Source organism: Kurthia sp. Dielmo, from assembly GCF_000307285.2.
Taxonomy (GTDB): Bacteria; Bacillota; Bacilli; order Bacillales_A; family Planococcaceae; genus Kurthia; species Kurthia populi.
Genome location: NZ_HE578956.1, coordinates 741850 through 765789, shown reverse-complemented (window position 1 = coordinate 765789; position 23940 = coordinate 741850). Strand labels below are relative to the sequence as shown.

The window sequence follows — 23940 nt, the reverse complement described above, 5'->3', positions numbered from 1 at the left end:
GAATCATAAAGGAGAGATGAACAATGGTACAAAGTGCACCAAAACGTCAAGATATTCCGGAAAATGAACAATGGGATTTAACGCAACTTATCGCTTCTGAACAACAATTTAATGAAGTCTTACCTAGTTTTTTAACACAGGCTCAAGCTTTAGAAGCGAAATGGCACGGACAACTGCAAACAGCTGCAGATGTCATTGCATTAATTAAGGAATACGAAGATTTTCATACTACATTAACACCTTATGTTGAATTTGCATTTTTAGATCCTGAAACAGATGCAACAAATGTAGTTGCAGAAGAACGCTACGCAAAAATGGCTCAAACATTAGCAAAAGTTAATGCTACCCTATCTTTTGTTGATAATGATATTTTAGCGCTTTCTACTGAAACATTGCAGCAAGCGCAAAACCTAGATGCTACGTATCAGCATTATGTGCAGCGTTTATTAGACCGCAAAGCACATTTATTACATCCAGCTGCCGAAAAAACGTTGGCTTCATTACAGGAAACAATTAATTCCCCTTATAGCCTTTATAACACAACAAAGTTAATGGATATTCAATTCCCTGACTTTGAAGTAAATGGTAAGCGCTATCCAAACAGCTATAACCTCTTTGAAGGTGATTGGGAAGTCGAAGACAATACAGCACTTCGTCGCGCTGCATTTGATGCTTTTTCAGCAGAATTAAAGAAATTTGAAAATACTACGGCCAAAACATACAATACACATGTTACAACGGAAAAAACAATCGCCACATTACGTGGATATGATTCTGTAATAGACTATCTATTAGCAGATCAAGAAGTTGATCGTGAATTGTATAATCGTCAAATTGATTTAATCATGAAAGAATTAGCTCCTCATATGCGTCGTTATGCAAAACTATTACAACAAACGCATGGTTTAGAAACAATAACAGTTGCTGATTTAAAAACATCATTAGATCCGGAATATGAACCTGCTATTACAGTTGAAGAATCACGTGATTATTTAAAAAAAGCATTAGCTATTCTTGGAGATGATTATTTAGCGATGATTGACGAAGCGTTTGACCATCGCTGGATTGATTTTGCACAAAATGAAGGGAAATCGACAGGGGCCTTCTGTGCAAGCCCGTATGGTAATCATTCTTATATTCTAATTTCATGGACAAGCCGTATGAATGAGGTTTTCGTACTTGCTCATGAATTAGGTCATGCAGGGCATTTCCGCAACGCACAACGCGAGCAGACACTGTTCAACAGTGACTCTTCAACTTATTTCGTAGAAGCTCCATCAACAATGAATGAAATGCTCATGGCGAATTACTTATTAAAAACATCGACAGATGCCCGCTTCAAACGCTGGGTCATTTCAACAATTATTGCACGCACCTATTTCCACAACTTCGTTACACACTTATTAGAAGCTGCCTATCAGCGTAAAGTGTATGCCTTAATTGATGAAGGACAATCTGTAAATGCGTCGACATTAAATCAATTATTCCGTTCTGTACTAGAAGAATTTTGGGGTGAGGATGTTGTTATTAATGAAGGTGCAGACTTAACTTGGATGCGTCAACCTCACTATTATATGGGACTGTACTCTTACACATATAGCGCTGGCTTGACCATTTCAACACAGGTCTCTCAGCGTATTTTACGTGAGGGAGAGCCTGCTGTTAAAGAATGGCTAGAAACATTGAAATTAGGTGGCTCTGTATCGCCTGTTGAGCTTGCAAAAACAGCTGGTGTTGATATTACAACGGACCAACCGCTAAAAGATACAATTGCCTTTATTGGTGGCCTTGTTGACCAATTAGAACAATTAACGAATGAAATCAACGATTAATTCATTTTAATAAAACATAAAAAAAGACCTTCAACGATATAATATCGTTGAAGGTCTTTACTATGATTAAGAATTAGATGTCATACGACGTGTTTGACGTGCTTTTGCCCATAAACCTAATGCGATTAAAATAATCATCATTAAAATTGGAATAATCCAATCCATTTGTGGGAATAATGCATCGACTAAATATTTATGACCATATTTGTCGCTAACCATCATTTCACCTGCTGTATACGCGATTAATAACGCCCCAATCCATACGAGAATCGGTAATTTTTCCATCAATTTCATAATGATTTGACTACCGAAAATAATGATCGGAATACTAATTACTAAGCCAAGTGCTGCAAGACCTACATGGCCATTTGCAACGCCAGCAATTGCTAACACATTGTCCAAACTCATAACAAAGTCTGCGACGATAATTGTTCGTATCGCAGGCATTAAACCTGTATTACCTTTAATATCGGGGTCTTCATCGCCTGATTTTAATAAATCCCAAGCGATATATAATAATAATAAACCGCCAATGAATTTTACAAATGGAATTCCTAAAATCCACACAGCAACTACTGTTAATACAATACGTAATACGACTGCACCCATTGTACCGAATAAAATGGCTTTTTTACGTTGCTCTGGCGCCAATTTACGACAGGCAAGCGCGATAACAACCGCATTATCCCCACTTAATACGATATCAAGCAAAATAATGGATAAGATTTTACTAATCATTTCACCATCCATTGTACTCCCACTTTCTTTTCTAAAATGTATACTTTATTTTACACCTTTGAATTGAAAAAGAAAGAAAAAAGTGTATGAAGCACTTATTTTTTTATGAAAAATAAAGAAAAAAATCATTATTTTCATAATACAACCACTGGAATAATGCCTAATTGTTGTAATGCTTTCATAATACCATCATCGTGGGCACTTGCTGTCACATATTGTGCATGTGCTTTAACAGCATCTGGCGCATTATTCATCGCAACACCGAATCCTACATACTCAAGCATATCTATATCATTGTAGCCATCGCCAAATGCCATAGCCTCGGTTGCATCATATTGAAAAATTTTTAATACTTCTTGAATAGCACGTGATTTTGAAACAGGCTCTGTTAATACATTCACGATTGTCGGATGCCAACGTTGGAATGTTATATGAGGAAATGCATGTTCATAAGGTGATAGTTGTTTACCCGTTGTAATTAAACACATTAAATGTGTACGATGTGCTGGATTTGGTAAATATTTCGGCACTTCCTCTAGCCTAAATGCTTCATGTAGCGCCGTTTTCAATTGGTCTGTAATAATACCGTTAAAATAAAAATCTTCACAATAAAAAGTCATAGCATGTTGCTGTTGATTGGCCATCTCAAGCATTTGCTGTTGGAATGCCGTCTCTACAGAGGCACCGTATACGACACTGCCGTTATGCCTCACATAAGCACCATTGGCTGTAATTAATGTTTTGAAGCCCAACTCCTCCAAATCATGACACATCGAATACGGTCTTCCTGTCGCTGCAACGATATCAATCCCTTGCTGTTGAACATAGCATATCGCTTCGATGGCGCTTTGTGGAATTTCTCCCGTTATGCTACTCGTTAATGTACCATCGATATCGAAAAAGATAATTTTTGGTTGTTTCACATTAAATACTCCCTTGTACCGTTACTTTTGATGAAAAAGAGGAATCGTGCTACTCGCACGATTCCTCTTTATTATTCTTCACTTTGTTCAATTGGCTCGTGATTGATCCAATCACTGAAGCTGCCCGTATACACTTGAACATTTGGATAATCTAGTTGCTTTAACATTGCATAAAGTGGTGATGCAGTTACCCCGCTTCCACAATACACAATAATTTGTTCATCTTTCGACACCGTATGAGTAAGCGTTTCATTCACCGACAATTGTCCGTCTTGTACAAGTTGCTCCCAATCGTAGTTACGAGCGGTAGGTATATGACCTGCGACATGATCAATTGGCTCTTCGTCGCCGCGATAACGATTTGCTGAACGTGCGTCTAACAATACCTTATTAACTTTACGACGCGCTACTTCTTTCACCTGCTCACGATTTACATAAACATCTTCATTCCATTGAATAGGCATTGCGGACGTCAAATAGTCAACATCTGTCGTCACCTCAAAGCCTGCTGCAACAAGTCCCTTATAGCCTTCTTGTACAATATACGCATTGGTAAAACCAGCATATTGCAACATGAAGTAGGCGCGTGCCGCAAATGGCTGTCCACCCTCATCATAAATATAAATCGGTTGTTCATAGGTTAAGCCTAAACGATGCACAACGGCAGCTAATTGATCTTTCGTCGGCATCGGATGACGACCCTCGCTAGAAGTCATATCTGATAGATCTTTTTCAATATCAATATGGCGTGCGCCTTTTATATGACCATCCATAAATTGCTTTTTTCCTGCTTGTGAATCGTTTAAATTAAAGCGCGCATCTAGAAAATATGCGGGTTGTTGAATTGCATTCGCTGATACTAATACTGCTGTCATATTAATGCACCTCTGCTACTAAATTGTTGTAAATCCCTTTCCATTCAGCCAGCTTACTTTCTTCTTGCAATAAATTACGTTCCGTTTCAATTTGACGCAATGCTTGTTTTTCTAAGTTTGTGCGTAGTGCATCCGCTTGCTTGGTAATGATTGCTTGAGCCCAAGCTGTCATACGTACGCCTTGTTCATCTAAATAGATTTTCGCATCTGGTTTTGAAATCTCTTCTAATTTATCACGTAATAAGAAACGTTCATTTTTCTCAAAGAATGCTTTAGAGTTTTTAAATAACTTATTCACTTCTTTGTATTTATTATAGTCATTAAATGGGCCTGTAAATTCAAGAATTTCAGGGTCTTCTAATTCAAACGGCATAAATGAGAAGCTGTCATTCATATCTTTCATTTTACGCACATCTGTCGTATAACGCTCTTTAAAACGCGCAACTAAGAATTTTGATAAACGGAAATTCGTCACACGCATTTCTTGTTCAAAATCAAAGCTTAATGAACCAACTAATTCTTTTAATGCAAAATCAAGAGCTGCTGACGTTGATTTTGTATTAAATACTGCCGGATTGTATGATTCTTTAAAAAAGTCTGTATAACGTAAATACACACGTTGTAATACATAGTATAGTAAATCTTTTTGCTCATTTGCTTCGTCTTTTTCAATAACTGCTGCTGCAGATTGGCCGAAGTATTTTTTAATGAATGTTTCTAACGTTGCAAGCTCTTCTAAGCGCTCATCTTTACGCGCTAAATTTTGCTCTGTTTGCTCGATTAATGATGATAAACGGCCTTCTGTTTTTTCCGTTTCTTCTGCTAATGCTTGAACAGCAATTGCTGTCAGTTCATTTTCTAAGAAATGATGGAAATTTTCCTCAAATGGTTTCATACCTGATTCAAGTTCTGTTTGCTCTACTTTTTCTTTTAGAGCAAGTAAGCTTGAAATACCGAATAGACGTGGTTTACGAATACCAAAACGCAATAATTCACTACGTACATAGTCAATAACTGCATCACGCTCTTCCTCATCTGATGCCAAGTCAATGGCATTTACGACGAAGAACATTTTATCAAGTTCAAAGGCATCTTTCACACGACCCAATTGAATTAAGAATTCACGGTCCGCACGTGCAAAGGCATGGTTATAATACGTAATAAATAAAATCGCATCCGCATTACGAATGTATTCAAACGCTACACCTGTATGACGTGCATTGATTGAATCCGCTCCTGGTGTATCTACTAATGTAACACCCATACGAGTTAATGCACAATCAAAGTAAAAATCGATATTATCCACGAAGCACGAACGATTTTCTTGTGCAACAAATTTTTCGAACTCTTCGTAGTTTGCTCGTACAACTGTACCCAATTTATCTTTAAATAATGGGTAGCCTTCACGGAATGCACGGACGAATGATTTATGGACATGTAAACGTTCATCTACTAATTCTACATCTAGTGCTTGTTGTGCTTTATTAAAAGCATCTTCTAGAGAGGTAACCGTTACACCAATTTCACCATATGATGAAATGATATCTTCAGTCATTTGCTCAACTGTTTTTAATACCACATCGGCTGTTTCGTGTGGGTGCTCTGGTGACACTGGACGAATTTTGTTAATCGCTGCTGTTGTTGGGTTTGGCGAAACGGGTAATACTCTTTGGCCCATTAATGCATTTGAGAACGATGATTTACCCGCACTAAATGCACCAAATAAGGCAATAGTGAAATCTTTTTCCTCTAAACGAGACACTTTATTTTTCAAGTAGGCTGACACTTCTTCAAAACCATCGATTGGTTCAACTGCATTTGCTGTGCGCAAGGCATGCTCAATTGTTGCTGACAATTGGACATTGTATTCACCTTGTGTCAATTCTTCAATATGCTCTACAGCTTGCGTTTCTTCCTCTTGCACAAGCATTGATGGATCGAAGTGGCGCATTTTATCATACGCTTCACGACGTTCTTTAATCCAATTATTCGTTAATTTATCTGCTTCTTGATTTAATGTATGAATATCAACTGTTTGTTGGATTGCAAAGTATTTTTCTTGGCCTTCTACTTTGTTATATTCACGAATAATCGCTACTTTTTCTTCCAATGTACGTTTTTTCTTTTTAAGAGGCTCAATATGAGTCATTGCCAGTTCTTCGATTAATGATTTCTTATGTTGTTTCCAATCGTCTGTTTCACGTTTGAACCAAATTCGAGTTGCCGATACAACACGATTTGCAAAGTTGATTAAAGCATCCCCTGCTACAGCGTTTGTACGAACTTCCCCTTCAATTACACTAAATGGAATATCAAATGTAAAGTCATCGATTGCTAGCGACTCTGCATCACTTAGCGCACCAACATCTTTTAGCGACTGTTTCATGATGTTTAACATGTGGCCAGAAATTTGTGAACCCACAACTTCTTTATATTTTGCATACAATTCTTGCTTACGTTTTTCACGTTCTGCTTCGGTTTTCTTTTTCTTACCGAATAGGCCACCTACGCTAAAGTCCGTTTGCTTAGATTCTGCGTATTTACCAAGTAAATCACGTAATTCAAATGGCATTAATACCGCATTCTCAAGTAATTCATCTACTTTCGTATTGTAGTTAATTTCCCATTCATCTACAGAATACAATTCTAATTGACGTATAACCGTATCATACTCAGCTAAAATATCTTCTTTACGAACCCAGTCATCTTCTGTGACAACGTCCAAACTATTATCGTAAATTTCTTGTTTTTGTTGCGCTAAGTACGCTTCATGCTCTGCTAACAATTGTTTTAATGTATTTTCTCCATTCGTAACAATTGCATCTTGCCAGCCATCCATACTATCCATGACGATACTTTTTACTTGTTCGAAATCATTATTTGGATTGTTTACGTCGCGTAGAGACGTAAAGAACATTCCTTTTGGTACAACGCCCCAGTTTGCAAATGATTGTCGAGCTGATTCTTTAAAATCTTCAAATGATAATTCTGCATCTTTATGCTTATCAATCTGATTAACAATTAAAAAGACATTTGGATTGTATTTCATTAATGTTTTTGTAAATTGAAAATTCAATTCGGATTGCACATGATTGTAATCCATTACATAAAATACGATATCCGCTAAATGTAGCGCCGATTCTGTAGACATGCGATGTGCATCATCTGTTGAATCGACTCCTGGCGTATCCATTACTGTTACACCATCCGGTAAAACCGATTGACTATGTCCAATTTCAATTTGCGATACTAATGCCCCGTTTTTTGCAAATTCCTTTACAGTCTTAATATCATAGTCTGCATCGAATTTAACTGGTTCATCATCGACTAAGTAAGCGATTGCATAATCCTCTGCTGCCTTACGTACTTTTACGACATTTGCACTTGTTGGTATTGGGCTTGATGGTAATAATTGATCCCCTGTTAATGCATTAATCATACTTGATTTCCCTGCAGAGAAGTGTCCTGCAAAAGCAATTGTAAATTCTTTTTTAATTAACTTGTCGGCAAAAAGTACTGTCTTTGCCATACGTTCATCATCTTCATTGCGCTTATATGTCATATAATTCAGCGCTGTTTGCTTTAACAGCAATTGAATTTTCTCCTCAAAAGTTGGCATACCCTACTCAAACTCCTTTGTTCCATTAGTTGACTGTTCACATTTTAGCCACGTTTCCTCTTCATTCTACACGACTATAAAAAAAATCCTCCTATTCTAGGAAGATTTTTTCTGTTAACGCAAATGTGCAGTAGATTTTGATAAAACTTGTTTCATTACGACCGCATAAATAATAACTGTACTGCCAATAAACGCTGCTACCATGATTGCACGCCCCTTTTATTGAAATTATGTATATAAATAACGTTGATAATTATTCTCATTGATTATCATTATCATAAGAAAAAAAATACGTTTCGTCAAGCAATTAATGGGGGAATTTGCTAGATAGCATGATATGATAGATTAAAAGTCATATACAAAGAGGTGTTTTATGAGTAATTCAAACCACATACAACTTTTATTAAATGGGCTTATTCAATCAATACAAGAGGTAATTCCACAAACAGTCAAAATTAATGCGCCTTCACTTTATAAAGAGCCTTTCACACAAAGTGAAGCTGGGGTGTTAATTGGAATTACAGGCGATGTACGTGCCCGTATTATTTTGGAGTCTTCTTCAACTATTTTTGGCAATATCGGTCTTTCGATGTATGGCATGGAAATCAGTGGAGAAATGCTTGAATCTTTTATTGGTGAATTTGGGAATATGTCAGCCGGAAAATTGTGTACATATTGTGCAGATAATGGGCTTGATTTAGATATTACACCACCAACGGTCATGATTGGCCAAACAAAATTATTTGGTTTCCAGCATGCTTTTCGTTTACCAATCGATATCGAAGGTTTTGGTCAAATGAATGGATTATTAACAATCGATACAGAGGATTAATAAATTCTTCACCCGTAAGAAACTACACGCTGCTGTAGTTTCTTTTTTATGCCCTACACATACTTAACAAACCATAATTGTAAAATTAGGGAAAAATAGCTATTATAGTGTATTGAATTTTCGGATTTTTTCTTTTACGAAACGTTGATATATCAATGTTTGTCTTTTTTTTACATTTATAAGGCATTGCATTTTTAAATATAGGTCGTTACACTTATTTAACAAGGAGAAAGAAATAGCGAAAAAAATAGCGAATGCTCGTCTTATTTAGCAAAAATAAAATTATTTAATTTCATTAAAGCGATAGTAAAATTCCGCAATTTATTTAGTTGATAGCTTCTTTATACTTTTCCCACTCTAAAAAAAGCTTTAGAACTTAATCATATGACTGTTACTAACTACTAAGCATCTTTAAAGGGTAATAAGTGATGCGATTTAGATTGCTCAACTTACATATATCTATCTATAAGAGCATCCATTTTATATACAACCGACATTCAGCCGAATAAAATTATTTTTTAATAGACAGACACTAGAACATGTAAGGGAGGATTTGCAATGCCTTTATCTCAAATGAGTACACTAATTGTCCAAAAACAGAAATATACACAGTTCGAACATTATTTAGCAGAGGCGTCAGTACTTGCTTCAATCATTGAACAAAACAAATCACCTTTTTTTATCCAACTATGCCGTGATATTTGGTTTTCATTGTGTGAACAGCGACATGAACCGATTTTAAATAGGGATTCGATGGAAAATAGCCCCATTCGCTATTCTGTTGTAAAGCAATTTGTTAACCATCCTACTTATCATTGTATCTATGATTTATCACAGCAAGAAGGCAGCAATACGTTAACAAATGCTGTTGTAGTAGCAGACTTTTTAACACATTGGTTACATTTCGAATTAGAAAAACGTGAATTTAATACAGATAAGCAGCGTGTACAATATGTGTTAGAGCTTGTCTCTATCTCACAAGCAATCGAAGGTGCAGCACAATTTTTAGCGCATATGCAAGCTCAGCTTCTCGAGCAACATAATTTGCAAGATTTTTTATTACTCGATTTCGAGGAACAAGCAAATGATACGGCTACAACCTTATTTGAAATTTCCACAGCAGGTGTGACACGCCATCTGTATAAAGCGAAATATGTTTATCAATCCATTGTTTAAGTGACAAAAAAAGTGGCTGGGACAAAACACGTCATTTTCCTTTTTTAGCGTTCGCAACGAAAAACCGGAACCGCGCTACAGCGCAGTTCCGGTTTTTCTTATGCTCATATGAACGGTTGTTTTTATAGGTATGTCCCAGCCTCTTTTTTAATATTAAAGTTCTGTTGGTTCTACAGCAAATACAGGTGTTACATGATTAATTACTTGCTGCTCTTCTTCATTTAGGAATACATTAATTGTTCCATGGTCATTTGATGTACGAATTAAACGTCCCATCCCTTGTTGAACGCGTAGTAGCATATATGGTAATTCTACTTCATCAAAAGCATCGTCAGCAAAGCTACGTTTCGCATCAAATAATGGATCATGTGGTGGGAATGGCAAGTCAAAAACGATAACACGTGTTAATGCCTCTTCTGGTAAATCTAAACCCTCCCATAAATGATATGAACAAATTGCCTGCATTTTTTTCGCTTGGAAGTCACGAATAATGGATGACAACTCGCGGTCTCCTTCAAAAGCCATATGCGCTAATGTATCTGCGTTTACTTTTGCCTTAAAATCAAGCATTGATTGTTTTGATTTAAATAAAATCAGTGTTTGATCACCTTGTTGTAATAGTTGTTCTACTTCGGCTGTTTTATCTGCTTGCGTGCGTTTATGCAAGTTGATTTTCATTACTTCTTCATAATCAAATGGAGAAGCTACAGTAAATGATTCATACTTTTTAATTCCTAAGCTATAAGCAATAAAGCTGAAGTCTTTATCAATTGATAATGTGGCAGAAGAGAAAATAAATGGAATTTTTTTAGAGAATACTTTCTTCGCTAAAATATCCGTAATTAAATGTGGCATAATGACAAGTGTCTCTTCACCGTCTGCCTCTTCTAACCAATCGACTGCATCACCGTTTCCGATAAAGATGCGCATTGCTTCGGCATATTGCTCTAAAAATTCCTCAGCCATACGAATCTCATATTCAGGAATTGTATACATTTCCGATTCAAACACAAACTCTTCAAATAATGATTCCACAAGTGTCATCACTTTTTTACCGATGGTAATTAGCATTTCACTTTTCTTAATACGCTTACGCTCTTCATCAGAATCAATCACATCTTCACGTAATTGATCAAAGAATAATTCATGACCATCTTGTAATTTTTCCATTAGATTCAATGTTTTTTCACGTACACCATCAACCATTAAGCGTTCTAACACTTTTACGATTGTATAGTCTTGGATTTTAATTGTCATTGCTTTTTGAGCAGCATATTCAAGTAAGTGACCTTCATCAAATACAACCATTGATGGTTCTGGTAATAACGGCGTTTGGCCTTCACGTTCACGTGATTCTTTTGTGGCGATGTGCTCCATATAAAAATCTTGTGAACAAATAATTAAATCTGTTGATTCACGGTAATTTTGGCGATGTAATGTTTGACCACAGCGATTGCGTACATCACATACTTGGCATTGTTGAATCGCATTATAGTTTACATGTGACCATTCTTCATCTGAAATGGTTGGATAGTCACTGCGTTGACCATATAAACCGAGAGAACCATTACCATAAACGCCTTCTGGAATTGAGACAGCAATATCATCTAAATATTCGCCATCTAAAAATTGTTCTGCTTCTTCATAACGTTTTAGACATAAATATTGGTCCCGTGATTTTGCTAAACGAACATCAATTTTTAAATCTAATAATTGTTGTAATTTATAAATATCGCCGCCCTCTTTCACGAGTTGGTCGATTAATGTTTCATCCGCACAAGCAATTAATGCCGGTTTCCCTGTATAGCGTGCATAAGCAATTGATGGTAATAAATACGCGATTGTTTTCCCTGTCCCTACGCCTGCTTCAGCAAATAGTACAGATTTTTCGCGCAATGCACTTTCGATTTGATAAGCCATAAACACTTGCTCATCACGAAGTTCTAGCCCTTTCTCAGGTAATTCATCATAAAGTACATCACCAATCCAGTCTCCTAGCGAGTCAAAGAATGATTTGTCTTTTGATAGTTCGAATGGAATCGATTGTCGCATTCAATAATTGCCCCTTTCCTTATTGACAACGAAACGGAAGGGCTGCCCCTTCCGTTATCGAGTATTTATTTATATCTAGTATTCTATGTTATGCTTTTGGCTCTTGAGGTTTACGAGGTGAGCGTTGGCCCCAGAATTGGAAGTAATCCGTTTTCATTGCACCGTTGAATAATTTACGTTTTTTCGTTGCTTTTTTACCGTAAATTTTATCAAAGTTTTCCATTGAAGAAAGCATGTATACAGACCAAGTAGGATATTTACGCATCACAGTACCCATCGTATTAATTATTTTTTCAATTTCCTCTTTTTCGCCAATACGTTCACCATATGGTGGATTTCCAATCATAACGCCATCTGTGTAGTATGTTGTGAAATCGGCCACTTGCATTTGTTTTACTTCAACAATACCTTCAAAACCGGCTTCTAAAACGTTATTTTTCGCAATCGCAACCATACGTTGGTCGATATCTGATGCAATAATGTTTAATGGTTGGTCGTAATTGGCTGCTTCGTCTGCTTCAGCGCGTACTTCATCCCACATTTCAGCTTTCATCATTGGCCAGTCTTCACAAATAAACTCACGATTATAACCTGGTGCAATATTTTGCCCGATCATGGCCGCTTCAAGTGCGATTGTACCTGAACCACAGAATGGATCAACAAATGGTCGTGCAGGTGTCCAACGTGATAAATAAACAAGTGCTGCTGCCATTGTTTCTTTTAATGGTGCTTCCCCTTGTTCTGTACGATAGCCACGTTTGTGTAATCCATTACCAGATGTATCAATTGTTAATGTGGCCACATCTTTTAAAATAGAAACTTCTACTTTAAATTTAGGGCCTGTTTCTTCTAAGAAACCTAAACGGCGATAATGACCTTTTAAACGCTCAACGATTGCTTTTTTCGTAATCGCTTGACAGTCAGGCACACTATATAATGTTGCTTTTACAGACTTACCTGTAACAGGAAATTCTGCATCTACTGGCATATATTTTTCCCATGGTAATGCTTTTACACCTTCGAATAATTGATCGAATGTCTTAACCGGGAATTTACCAACAACAATTTTAACACGGTCTGCTACGCGTAACCAAAGATTTGTTTTGGCGATATCGCGCTCCGTTCCTTCGAAATAGACACGTCCATTATCGATATGTGTTTCATACCCCATTTTTTTAAGTTCATCGGCAACTAACGATTCTAAACCCATCGCTGCTGTTGCAACTAGTTGATATGTTGTCATACTTATTTTAAGTCCTCTCTTGCTTTTAATTTCCAAAATTCTAAAAAGGCGACAAATTCATCAAGAGGCATCGGCTTTGCGTAATAATATCCTTGAATCATATCACAGCCTAATTTCTCAAGCAATTTCACTTGATCTTTTTGCTCTACCCCTTCTGCAATTACCTTCATATGCAGACGATGTGCCATTTGAATAATGGCATCTACTACCGCTTGTTTGTCGGCAATCGATGTAATGTATTGAATAAAACTACGATCAATTTTTAAATAATCGAGTGGGAATTGCACTAAATAACTCAATGATGAATATCCTGTACCAAAGTCATCAATAGATAATTTAAAGCCCATATTCTTTAATTGTACCAGTTTTCGAATCGAATCACGTTCATTATTCATTACGGTGCGCTCTGTCAGCTCCAATTCAAAATCTTGCGGACTGCAATTATAGGCTTCAAAAATCATTTTTACTGTATCAATAAAATCTGACTGGTGGAAATGAATGCTTGATATATTAATAGCAATTGGTAACACGTTATCCATTTCTTCACGTAAACGAAGATGTGCCTCACAAGCTAAGCGAAAAACACATTCACTCATTGGAATGATTAAGCCGGTTTCTTCAGCATAAGGAATGAATTCGGCAGGTGATACAAATCCGAGTTGATCATTCGTCCAGCGTATTAGCGCTTCCATACCAATGACTGTTTCATCCTCAAGTGATATTTTCGGTTGAAAATTCAACGTAAAATCATTTTGTTTAATCGCTTTTCGTAGTTCATTATCTAATAATAGTACGCGCTTTGAGTCGATTTTTAAATCATCGAAATAAAACGCAAATTGATTGCGACCATTTTGCTTTGCATAATACATGGCCTGGTCAGCTTTTTTCACAAGTGTTTCCAGCGTTGTCCCATCCTCTGGGTACAAACTGATGCCCATACTTGTTGATATATATATATTTTGTTCATCTATAGGAAGAGGTTCTGATAACAGATGAACAATTTTTTCTGCTACTTGTACCGCTTCTTGCATATGGTGGATATTTGTAATAGTGATGATAAATTCATCGCCACCATAACGCGCGACGATGTCCTTATTTTTTAGCACGCTTTGAATTCGCTGCGTAACGCTTATGAGCATTTCATCAGCAATCGAATGGCCTAATGTATCATTCACCTGTTTAAAGCGATCTAAATCTAAAAATAACACTGCATGATGGTATTCTCGATTTGCAGATGATTGCAATAATGTTTCCATACGCTGCAAATAGGCATAACGGTTCGCTACACCTGTCAACGTATCGGTATATTTACGGCGCTCAATCTCATTTTCAGCATTTTTCTGCGCTGAAATATCTTCAAAAATACCGCAGTAATTCACGATGTCACCTTGTTCATTGTGAATGGCTACAATCGTTAACCATTCTGGATAAATATCTCCTGTTTTTCGGCGATTCCAAATTTCTCCTGACCATTTTCCATGTTCTCGAATCGTTGCCCACATTTTTGTATAAAATTCTTGATCGTGGATACCTGAATTCAGTAAGCTTGGGCGTTGTCCAACAGCTTCTTCATATGTGTATCCCGTTACAAATTCAAATGCAGGATTAACATGAATAATGCGACTCTTTGTGTCGGCAATCATAATGCCTTCTTCAACGCTATTAAAAATGGTATCAATGATATGGTTTGGAAACGTAAATGTCGTCGCATTCGCGAGCTTTTGCGTGTATTCCATCTTTTTTATCACCGTATCCTTTTATAAAAGAAAAGCTCTCCACCAACGAGGAGAGCTCAACTAATTATTATCATAATAAAAGTACACCATATAGAATTATAAGCCATGTTTTGTGCCCTTGTACTCAAACGGCGTAAGCCTCGTACTCTGGGTAGTAATCATCTATCTATTGACTGTATAAAGACAGCCAATCCATACCTCTGTTCAATTCCGTCGGTACGGCGCCCCTACCATAATTTGGGTTGCACACTCGCAGGGTTTACCTCGTTCCACTCTAACAGTTTCCTGTTAGACTTCGTCACTGTGGCACTTTTCAGGAAGTGTCAACCCTATCCAAAGACTTAGGTTTTCCTTCCGCCGTTAGCATTTCAGCTACTTCCGCTTATTTATTCGCGAAATACGATCACTACGGTCATCTCAGAACCGTGCGTGCATGGACTTTCCTCAGCAACACGAATGTGTTCCAGCGATTACTCATTCATCTATGATGCTGTAGTTATTATAGTCCTTCAAAAGTGCTATGACAAGGTTTTTAGCCTTTTTTTATGACGCAATTAAAAAATAAGTATTTTCCGACAATTAAGCCTTAAAATTATTCATTGCTTTTCGATACAAAAAACCACCTCATCTCTAAGAGTTCAGAGAAATAAGGTGGTTTCGATTATCCTTCGAAGTCATTATATAACTTGTCACCAAATACACGTTTTTCAAGATTCGCTAAGCGTTTTAAAATATCGTAATTTGTGACACCATTCGCTACTTGTTGCGGCTCTTCTACTTCCTTTTTCTCAAGAACTGGTGCTGCAGCAACAGGTGCTGGCGCGACTTCTGTATTGCTTAGTTGTTCTTCAAGCTCCGCAATACGCGCCTCTTTTTGCTTTAATACTTGTTCAAAACTTTCATAATCTTGAATGATTTCATCTAAAAATTGGTCAACCTCGTCCTGGCTATAGCCACGAAGACCTGTTTTAAAATCTTTATCTAAAATAATTTTAGCAGATAGTTTGATATCCAAGTCCATCGTCCTTTCGCTTCTATATAGATTTTATTATAGCACATTTTTATTCTTTAAACGTACGTATCGATGCGTAAGTGCATTAATCCGCTTTTCTTTCGCTGCTTCCTTATAGCAAATACTTTTTTTGTTTCAACGATTGCCTTTTCTGTATAACGCAGTGCCGATTCAATATCATGCAATTGATGCTCACACAGCTTTGCTAATTCCGTATAGGCTTCTAGGCGCTGACGTTCGTTTACATAAGGTGTACAAAGCAAAAAGCAATCATAGGCTTGCTGAAATTCACCACGTTTTTTTAACAAGTAGCCTTTATAGAAAGAGGCCTCTGCCGCTTCATCCACATCATATAGATGCGTTACATCACGTAAAAGTTCCAAACTCTCATCAGAAGCTTTTAAATCTTTATACCACTTACCGATATTCGTATACGCTTTAGCACTTTCTTCGCGTACACCTTCCGTTAATAATTTCGTTTCTTGCACGTATAAGGTAACGAGGGATAATAAATCGTACTCATTATGAGTAAGTACTTTTAATAAAGCATCCGTCTCCCCCGTTCTAACGGCATCTAAATAAATAACAGGTGCTAAATAGCCCGGCACATCGCCGTCTCGTATAAAACCTAGTTTATGCCGTTCAATTTCACTTAATTTCATACGTGCAAGCTCCTGCTTCCAAATCCGTTTAGCACTATGCATTAAATCAATATGATGTGGCGTTTGAAGTGGTGGCAATACATCACGATGAAAAGTCCAACGCATTTGTAATTGCGGCCAATCAAAACTCTTCCCATTATATGTTAATACCGTTTTTTTACCTTGCCAAAACCTTGATTCAAATAAAAATGCCGCTTCATGACTTGGATCGGCCAAAACATATTGTTTTAAGACAAATTCATGCGCTTCAAATGTTAATAAGCCATTTAAAAAAATATGTGTCCCCGTGCCTTTTAAGCCCGTCGTTTCGGTGTCATAAAATACAATAGGTTGGTCGTCTGTTAGCGCAATGGGATGCTCATGCTGCTGCCAAGTTTCAAGTGCTTCTGTAAACGCACCTAATGGATAGGCACCGTGCACATAATCAAACCCATAATGCACCTCACGGACAAATACGGTACCAAAGTCATTATCAATACGCTTTAATCCAACATTTTCCCAAGCATCACTGTATACGGGTGGTTGCGGTTTTTTATAAGCTGGTTTGGGCGCTGTTGTCGTTTTTTTCTTTACCATTTTTTTCATTGCCAATAATTTTTTCTCATAAGACATGTGCAATCATCCTCTCAATAACACCGTCTCTAAAAATTTCTTTACTTGCTTTTTGCCGCCTTCTTCTAAATCCTGTGCGCCAATGCAAGATGGACAACCATGCTGACATGAGCAGCCGTCAACATGCTCATAGACACGTTCTAGTAAAGGCTCCCATAAGTCGTATACGCGCTCACTTAACCCAATGCCACCAGGATAACGGTCGTAAACAAAAAATGTCGGTTTGCCATTATGCGTCGCCTTCACTTGTGGAATGACATGGACGTCGCTACGGTCGCTTTGAATATACAGTGGAATAAAGCTATTCATCGCATAGGCTACTCCGGTCATAGCACTACTTAAATCATCCTCACTCCAATTACTCGGTGCCTCAAAACTTAGCCATGTACTTGATGTATGAAGCTCCTCTGGTGGCAATGTAATCGGACCAGAACCAATATTATCATGTGTATTGAAGCGGATTTTTTTAAAGATTGTCGCCGTTGCAAGTGTCATCACATCCCCATAATCAATCGTTAGGCCATCGACAACACGCTCTTTGTCCTCAGACATTACTTTTAGCTCTACTGCTAAATTTGCATCGGTAAAATAATCGACATCCACTTCCGTAACATATGCTTTCTTTTCTTCCCAATCGAGTTTTTCAACTTGGAATTGCGTCCCTTGATGTAAATAAATCGCTTCTTCATGTAAGAGAGTCATGGCACTATAGCGGTCCATCTCACCAATAACATGCGTTTTTGTCGAGATAGTTTGATCAATAATGACCACATTTTCTTGTGACGCTGAACGTAGGCTAATGTCATGTGCAGGAAAACTATCTGCCATCCAATGCCAGGTATCACTTGTTTTTAATAGCACTTGTTCCTCAACGAAATAATCGAGAAAATCGGCTACATCAAATTCAGCGTACGCATCGCCTTCATGAAATGGTAATTCAAATGCAGCGCATTTTAAATGATCCATTAAAATAAGGACATTTTCCGGGAAAATGCGCGCTTCTTCAGGTGATCTATTAAATAGGTAATGAGGATGCTTCATTAAATACTGATCAAGTGCTGTTGATTGCCCAACATAAATGACGAGCGCATCATCTTGTCTGCGCCCTGCACGTCCCGCTTGTTGCCATGCACTCGCAATATTTCCTGGGTAACCTGTCATAATACAAGCCTGTAGTTGGCCAATATCTACACCAAGCTCAAGGGCATTCGTCGATACGACCGTTTGAATCGTGCCATCACGTAACCCTTTTTCAATCGCACGTCGTTCACTCGGTAAATAGCCGCCACGATAGCCACGAATCGATTGATCATTAATTTTTTTCGCTGTTAAGCTTTTCAAATAGGTCACGAGCATTTCGACACGTACACGACTTTTGGCAAATACAATCGTTTGAATCTTTGCCTCATACAATTTTTTAGCAATGTCTTTTACTTCTAATATGGCACTACGCCTTACACCAAATGTTGGATGAATGACAGGCGGGTTGTAAAATAAAAATGTTTTTTGCCCTGTCGGTGCCCCGCTTTTAGCGATAAGTTGCTGCGGTTCATTCGTTAAGGCCTCTGCTAATTGTTGTGGATTTTTTATTGTTGCAGACGTACAAATAAACGTTGGATTACTACCATAATAATGACAAATACGTTTTAGACGACGTAAAACATGCGCCACATGTGAGCCAAAAACGCCTTTGTACGTATGCAATTCATCAATGACAATATAATCAAGATTTTCAAAAAGTGATACCCACTTTGTATGATGTGGTAAAATCGCCGCATGAAGCATATCCGGATTTGTCATCACAATATGCCCTGCTTTACGTACCTTCGTTCGAATACCAGGCGATGTGTCACCATCATAGGTATAGCTCAAAATAGGCGCATCAATCGCTTCGATTAAATCGTTAACCGCATTTTTTGGTCTTGTGCTAGCGCCTTTGTTGGAAATAAATACAGTGCCCTACTTGAAGGGTTCGTTAAAATCGTTTGTAGAACGGGTAAATGATAGCACAGCGATTTTCCTGATGCTGTCGGTGTAACGGCCGTAAATGATTGTTGATGCATCGCATGGTGGTAAGCCTCTGCCTGATGGCTGTAAAGTTGTGTAATGCCTCGACTTAAAAGTGCCGATGCTAATTTTGGATGTAAGTCACTTGGTAGTGGTGCATAGACACCGTTTGTTGCAGGCATAATTTCGATATGCTCAATATTTTTGCGCGCTTCACTAGTCGTAAAATCAGCAATCCATTCAGCTAACGTCGGTTTAAGATTCATCTACTACCTCACGCATTGCACTTAGCAATGTTTCACATGTATATTTGGCAGCTTGAATTGATTGATATAATCTTTTTTTACTCGTTTTAATATAAAAAGATTGGACAACAAATTGGTCAATTTGCTCTGCTGCATTATTAATTTGTACCATATGCACATATTTTGGATGGTACTCCACAATAAATTGTTCAGCTAGCTGCTGCCATTCATTTAACAATTCATGTATTTGATTTGCGTATGGTCTTACTTCATCAAAAAAGTCCGGCTCGTATTGCTGTTCACGAATTTGCATAAAACGTGTCCAGCTGTTATCGCATTCTTCATAAAGTTGTGTTGTTATTTGTTGGAGCATTTCAAACGCCTCTTTCACTTAATTTATCAAAAAATCGCTTAAAAAAGCGAACAAACATTCTTTCTATGTTATCTTTTAGTATAATTCAAATTACCATTTCTGGCGATAATAGAGTCATTAGAATTTGCATTCAATACTTAACATTGCTAATATCTTGTGAGTAGTCGCCAAAAAAACAGTTCATTACATATGTGATATGATATAGGCGGTAAGGAGTGATAGAATGGCAATTCGCTATCCAAACGGACGACAATACACGCCCCAAAATAAAACGGTGAAAAATGAATCGAAAAAAAATCAGATGTTCTAGCGAAAAATAAATTAACCTTTAGTAATCGCGGGAAAAGCTTAGAAGATGAAATCGATGAAGCCAATATGTTTTATTTACAACGAGGTACAGCAGTTATTCATAAGAAACCTGTTCCTGTACAAATCGTCAAAGTAGCGTACCCGTCACGAAGTGCAGCAGTCATTCAGGAGGCATATTTTAGAACACCTTCCACAACAGACTATAATGGCGTTTACAATGGATACTATATTGACTTTGATGCGAAAGAGACGAAAAATAAAACGTCCTTCCCGCTTCAAAATGTCCATGAACACCAAGTAACACATATGCGTGCGGCAACAAAACAACAAGGGGTTTGTTTTTTACTTGTTTGTTTTTCAACTTTAGAACGTTTTTTCGTCTTACCATTTGATGTACTAGATAGTGCTTGGCAAGCGATGGAAAAAGGTGCAAGAAAATCCATTCCACTAAACGTTTTCGAAGAACAAGCAATTGAAATAACGGAGAGCTATGCACCGCGGCTTGATTACTTAAAAGCGGTGGATCAACTACTATCCGCATTGTGATAGGTAGAAAGAGAGGGATTTCTGTGGACGAGAAAATGACAAGGGAACAACGTCGTAAACAGCAAACTCAAAAGGCAAAACGTCAAACGTCTCCGAAGAAAAAAACAACATCGAAAAAAGAGAAATCAAAAAAATCATTAGCCAAACGTATATTAATTGGTTTAGCATCTCTTTTCATCGTACTATTTTTAATCGGTGGCGCTGTGTTTGCATATTTAGCATTTACGGCACCCGAACTTAACGAGGACACATTAAAAGACCCTGTTTCTTCTAAATTCTATGATAAAAATGGCAAAGAGTTTTATTCAATGGGTAGCGAAGAACGGGAAAATGTAAAATATGAAGAGATACCGAAAGAAATGCGTGATGCGATTCTTTCAGCAGAGGATGCACGTTTCTACGACCATAGTGGTATTGACTTCTGGCGCTTAGGTGGCGCAGTGGTAGCAAACATACGTGATGGGTTTGGCGCACAAGGTGCCTCAACACTGACACAACAAGTTATTAAAAACTCATTCTTTGATAACAGCAAAACAATGAAACGTAAAGTACAAGAAGCATACTTAGCAATGCAATTAGAACGTGAGTATTCGAAAGATGAAATTTTTGAAATGTACTTTAATAAAGTTTTAATGTCTGGTCGTATTTATGGCTTTGGCACAGCAGCTGAATATTTTTATGGTAAAGAGCTAAAAGATTTATCGTTAGATGAAATGGCTGTACTAGCTGGTATGCCACAAGCACCAAATGGCTACAATCCATTTAAAAATCCAGAGCGTGCTGAGAAACGTCGTAATGTTGTTTTATTATTAATGTATAACAATAAAAAAATCACAAAAGCTGAAATGGAAAAAGCGCAAAAAGTGGATATTAAAAAAGGCTTACTTCCTGAAAGCAAACGTCAAGCAGCGGCGAAATCAAAATACGATGCATACATTGATGTTGTTTTAAAAGAACTTGCTGAAAATGGTGATGAAAAGGCATTAGAAGAAGGTATTAGTGTTTATACAAACTTAGATGTGACAGCTCAAAAATCTGTTGAAAAAGCATTAAATGCTGACGCAAACTTCGTCGGTCGTACAGCAGAAGACATTCAAGCTGGTATGGCTGTTGTTGACACTCAAACAGGTGCACTTGCAGCGGTTGGTGGTAGTCGTAACTATGGTCCAGAACGTGGTTTAAATATGGCTGCTAGTAAACATCAACCAGGGTCAACAATGAAACCATTAATTGATTATGGTCCTGTTATTGAAAACAAAAAATGGTCAACTGGTACAACGATTACCGATGAACCAATTAAATACACTGGTACAAATCAAACGATTACAAATGTCGATAATACGTATTTAGGTAATATGACAATACGCGAAGCATTATATCGTTCTCGTAACATTCCGGCTGTGAAAACATTTAAAGAAGTCGGCGCTTCAAAATCGAAAAAATTCTTAGCTAAAGTTGGTATTAAACCAGCTGATGATAAAGCATTACTTGAATCGGATGCAATCGGTGGCGGTAATGTAACTGTATCTCCTATTCAAATGGCGGCATCTTATGCTTCATTTGGTAATAATGGGATTTACACAGAAGCACATGCTGTGAAGAAAATTGTTTACCGTGATGGCAAAACATCGAAATCATATACACCAGATCCAAAAGATGCAATGAGTGATTTCACTGCCTATATGGTAACAGATATGTTACGTGATGTTGTAAGCTCTAAAGCTGGTGCGACAGGTACTGCTGCAAGCATTTATGGCTTAGATATTGCTGGTAAATCCGGTACAACAAACTTTGATGCAGCGAAAAAACAAAAATTAGGCCTCCCTGCTGAAACTGCACCAGATAGTTGGTTTATTGGTTATACAACAAACTATTCTGTTGCAACATGGGCTGGGGATCCAGAACGTCAAACAGGCTTAAAAACATTAACAGAAAAACATATTCCACAAACTTTATTTAAACAAGTCATGACGGAAATTTCTGCTGGTAAAGAAACAAAATCATTTACAAAACCTGACACTGTTGTAGAAGGTTCAAATGGTGAATTATATGTACGTGGTGCGCAAATTTCTGCGCCAAGTTCTACTACTACAAAGCCACAAACGCAAACACCACCAACAACCGAAACAAATAAAACAGAAGAACCAACGACTGAGGAGCCGACTACCGAAGAACCAGCCACTGAGGAGCCGACTACCGAAGAACCAACGACTGAGGAACCGACTACTGAAGAACCAACGACTGAGGAGCCGACTACCGAAGAACCAACGACTGAAGAACCGTCGACTGAAACACCGTCGACCGAAACGCCATCAACCGGCAATGACAACAACTCTTCTGAACAAGGTGGCACAACAACACCTACACAACCGGAAACGCCGTCAACGGGTGAAGATAACTCATCTAACCAAAACAATTCGAACCAGAATAATGGTGGCGGTACAAATTCCGACCAAGGTAGTACAACGCCGTCAACAGGTGAGGATAACTCATCAAGCAATAGTAATAGCGGCGGTGAAGCACATACTTCTAGTACACGTCCAGAATCACCAACTACTGGGCAAGACGAAGGTACTGAAGAATAAAGACATGAAAAGAAGCGAGGTTCCGTCCTCGCTTCTTTTTTTATGCATATATAAAAAAGAGGTTGGGACAAAACGAACTGACCTAAAAATCTGAGACAACATAAAAAGAAAAAGACACTTTCAAGGGTATACAATCTTTGGAGTTGTTTTTTGATGGGCAAAAAACAAACGTATTCATACGAAACAAAAATGAAAGCCACTCGAGATGAAGTTGGCAAATGTGCCAGTAAATGAAATGATGAAGGCATGTGGAATTAAAAATAATACACAGATTTATCAATGGGTAAAGTGGTATCAAGATGGAGAGGTGCATCGATTACAACAGCCTCTTGGAAAACAATACAGCTATGGAAAAGGACCATTTCAAGCGGATTTAGATGAAGTGACGGCGTTAACCTTACAAAATGAAGTGCTAAAACTTCAACTAGCTCTTTTAAAAAAGTACATCTCATCGGAAAGGAAGTGATTCACCAAATTCTGCTTCAAATCATTGAAACGTTTCACGCCAGTCTAAAGTGCGAAACGTTTTATCTTGAAGGGCTTTTGAGAACGACAAATGACGT

15 protein-coding genes, 1 other RNA gene and 2 pseudogenes are annotated in these 23940 nt (G+C 37.6%); 6 read left to right on the top strand and 12 right to left on the bottom strand.

The features are described from left to right. The first annotated feature begins 23 nt into the window (after nucleotides 1-23). Nucleotides 24-1832 (top strand): oligoendopeptidase F, encoded by a 1809-nt coding sequence (pepF, locus tag KTHG_RS04065; RefSeq protein WP_020189650.1) that lies wholly within the window; start codon nucleotides 24-26, stop codon nucleotides 1830-1832. A gap of 66 nt (nucleotides 1833-1898) precedes the next feature. Here pepF and KTHG_RS04060 read toward each other — a convergent pair whose 3' ends face one another. From KTHG_RS04060 to KTHG_RS04045, 4 genes are all read right to left on the bottom strand, one after another. After that, nucleotides 1899-2582 (bottom strand): TerC family protein, encoded by a 684-nt coding sequence (locus KTHG_RS04060; RefSeq protein ID WP_020189649.1) that lies wholly within the window; start codon nucleotides 2580-2582, stop codon nucleotides 1899-1901. 122 nt (nucleotides 2583-2704) lie between these two features. Then, a complete protein-coding gene (locus KTHG_RS04055; RefSeq protein WP_020189648.1) occupies nucleotides 2705-3493 on the bottom strand; it encodes a Cof-type HAD-IIB family hydrolase in 789 nt (262 codons plus the stop codon). Between the two features lie 71 nt (nucleotides 3494-3564). Continuing rightward, complete coding sequence (locus KTHG_RS04050; protein WP_020189647.1) at nucleotides 3565-4368, bottom strand: sulfurtransferase; 804 nt, start codon at nucleotides 4366-4368, stop codon at nucleotides 3565-3567. 1 nt (nucleotide 4369) lies between these two features. Then, a complete protein-coding gene (locus tag KTHG_RS04045; RefSeq protein WP_020189646.1) occupies nucleotides 4370-7987 on the bottom strand; it encodes a dynamin family protein in 3618 nt (1205 codons plus the stop codon). Nucleotides 7988-8360: 373 nt separating this feature from the next. On the opposite strand from KTHG_RS04045, the gene KTHG_RS04040 reads away from it, so the two are divergent. Together KTHG_RS04040 and KTHG_RS04035 are read left to right on the top strand one after the other, a co-directional pair. Continuing rightward, nucleotides 8361-8819 (top strand): chemotaxis protein CheX, encoded by a 459-nt coding sequence (locus KTHG_RS04040; RefSeq protein ID WP_020189644.1) that lies wholly within the window; start codon nucleotides 8361-8363, stop codon nucleotides 8817-8819. Nucleotides 8820-9377: 558 nt separating this feature from the next. Next, complete coding sequence (locus KTHG_RS04035) at nucleotides 9378-9995, top strand: hypothetical protein (RefSeq protein WP_020189643.1); 618 nt, start codon at nucleotides 9378-9380, stop codon at nucleotides 9993-9995. Between the two features lie 153 nt (nucleotides 9996-10148). On the opposite strand, the gene KTHG_RS04030 is transcribed toward KTHG_RS04035, so the two are convergent. From KTHG_RS04030 to KTHG_RS03995, 8 genes and pseudogenes are all read right to left on the bottom strand, one after another. Continuing rightward, nucleotides 10149-12047: an ATP-dependent DNA helicase gene (locus tag KTHG_RS04030; protein WP_020189642.1), complete on the bottom strand. Its 1899-nt coding sequence runs from the start codon at nucleotides 12045-12047 to the stop codon at nucleotides 10149-10151. Between the two features lie 88 nt (nucleotides 12048-12135). After that, nucleotides 12136-13290: a THUMP domain-containing class I SAM-dependent RNA methyltransferase gene (locus KTHG_RS04025; protein ID WP_020189641.1), complete on the bottom strand. Its 1155-nt coding sequence runs from the start codon at nucleotides 13288-13290 to the stop codon at nucleotides 12136-12138. Nucleotides 13291-13292: 2 nt separating this feature from the next. After that, entirely contained in the window at nucleotides 13293-15026 is a 1734-nt protein-coding gene (locus KTHG_RS04020; RefSeq protein WP_020189640.1) for a putative bifunctional diguanylate cyclase/phosphodiesterase, read from the bottom strand. Between the two features lie 94 nt (nucleotides 15027-15120). Continuing rightward, an RNA gene (gene rnpB / locus KTHG_RS04015) (RNase P RNA component class B) lies at nucleotides 15121-15508 on the bottom strand. Between the two features lie 179 nt (nucleotides 15509-15687). Beyond that, nucleotides 15688-16047 carry a cell division regulator GpsB gene (gene gpsB / locus KTHG_RS04010; RefSeq protein ID WP_044527213.1) on the bottom strand — a complete coding sequence of 120 codons (360 nt, stop codon included), beginning with the start codon at nucleotides 16045-16047 and terminating at the stop codon, nucleotides 15688-15690. Between the two features lie 47 nt (nucleotides 16048-16094). Then, the gene (locus tag KTHG_RS04005) at nucleotides 16095-17312 is read right to left on the bottom strand and encodes a ribonuclease H-like domain-containing protein (protein WP_020189638.1); all 1218 of its coding nucleotides are present in this window, start codon (nucleotides 17310-17312) and stop codon (nucleotides 16095-16097) included. A 6-nt stretch (nucleotides 17313-17318) separates the two neighbouring features. Further along, nucleotides 17319-19585: pseudogene (locus tag KTHG_RS04000) on the bottom strand (DEAD/DEAH box helicase). Then, nucleotides 19575-19937 carry a YppE family protein gene (locus tag KTHG_RS03995; protein WP_020189637.1) on the bottom strand — a complete coding sequence of 121 codons (363 nt, stop codon included), beginning with the start codon at nucleotides 19935-19937 and terminating at the stop codon, nucleotides 19575-19577. The pseudogene KTHG_RS04000 and the gene KTHG_RS03995 overlap by 11 nt, the downstream one beginning before the upstream one ends. 223 nt (nucleotides 19938-20160) lie before the next feature. On the opposite strand from KTHG_RS03995, the pseudogene recU reads away from it, so the two are divergent. The 3 genes and pseudogenes from recU to KTHG_RS21050 all read left to right on the top strand — a co-directional run bounded on the left by recU (nucleotide 20161) and on the right by KTHG_RS21050 (nucleotide 23843). Continuing rightward, nucleotides 20161-20792: pseudogene (gene recU, locus KTHG_RS03990) on the top strand (Holliday junction resolvase RecU). 23 nt (nucleotides 20793-20815) lie between these two features. Continuing rightward, nucleotides 20816-23377, top strand: a complete 2562-nt coding sequence (locus KTHG_RS03985) for a transglycosylase domain-containing protein (RefSeq protein WP_020189635.1) — start codon at nucleotides 20816-20818, stop codon at nucleotides 23375-23377. Nucleotides 23378-23582: 205 nt separating this feature from the next. Then, nucleotides 23583-23843 carry a hypothetical protein gene (locus KTHG_RS21050; RefSeq protein WP_020189634.1) on the top strand — a complete coding sequence of 87 codons (261 nt, stop codon included), beginning with the start codon at nucleotides 23583-23585 and terminating at the stop codon, nucleotides 23841-23843. Nucleotides 23844-23940: the final 97 nt, after the last annotated feature.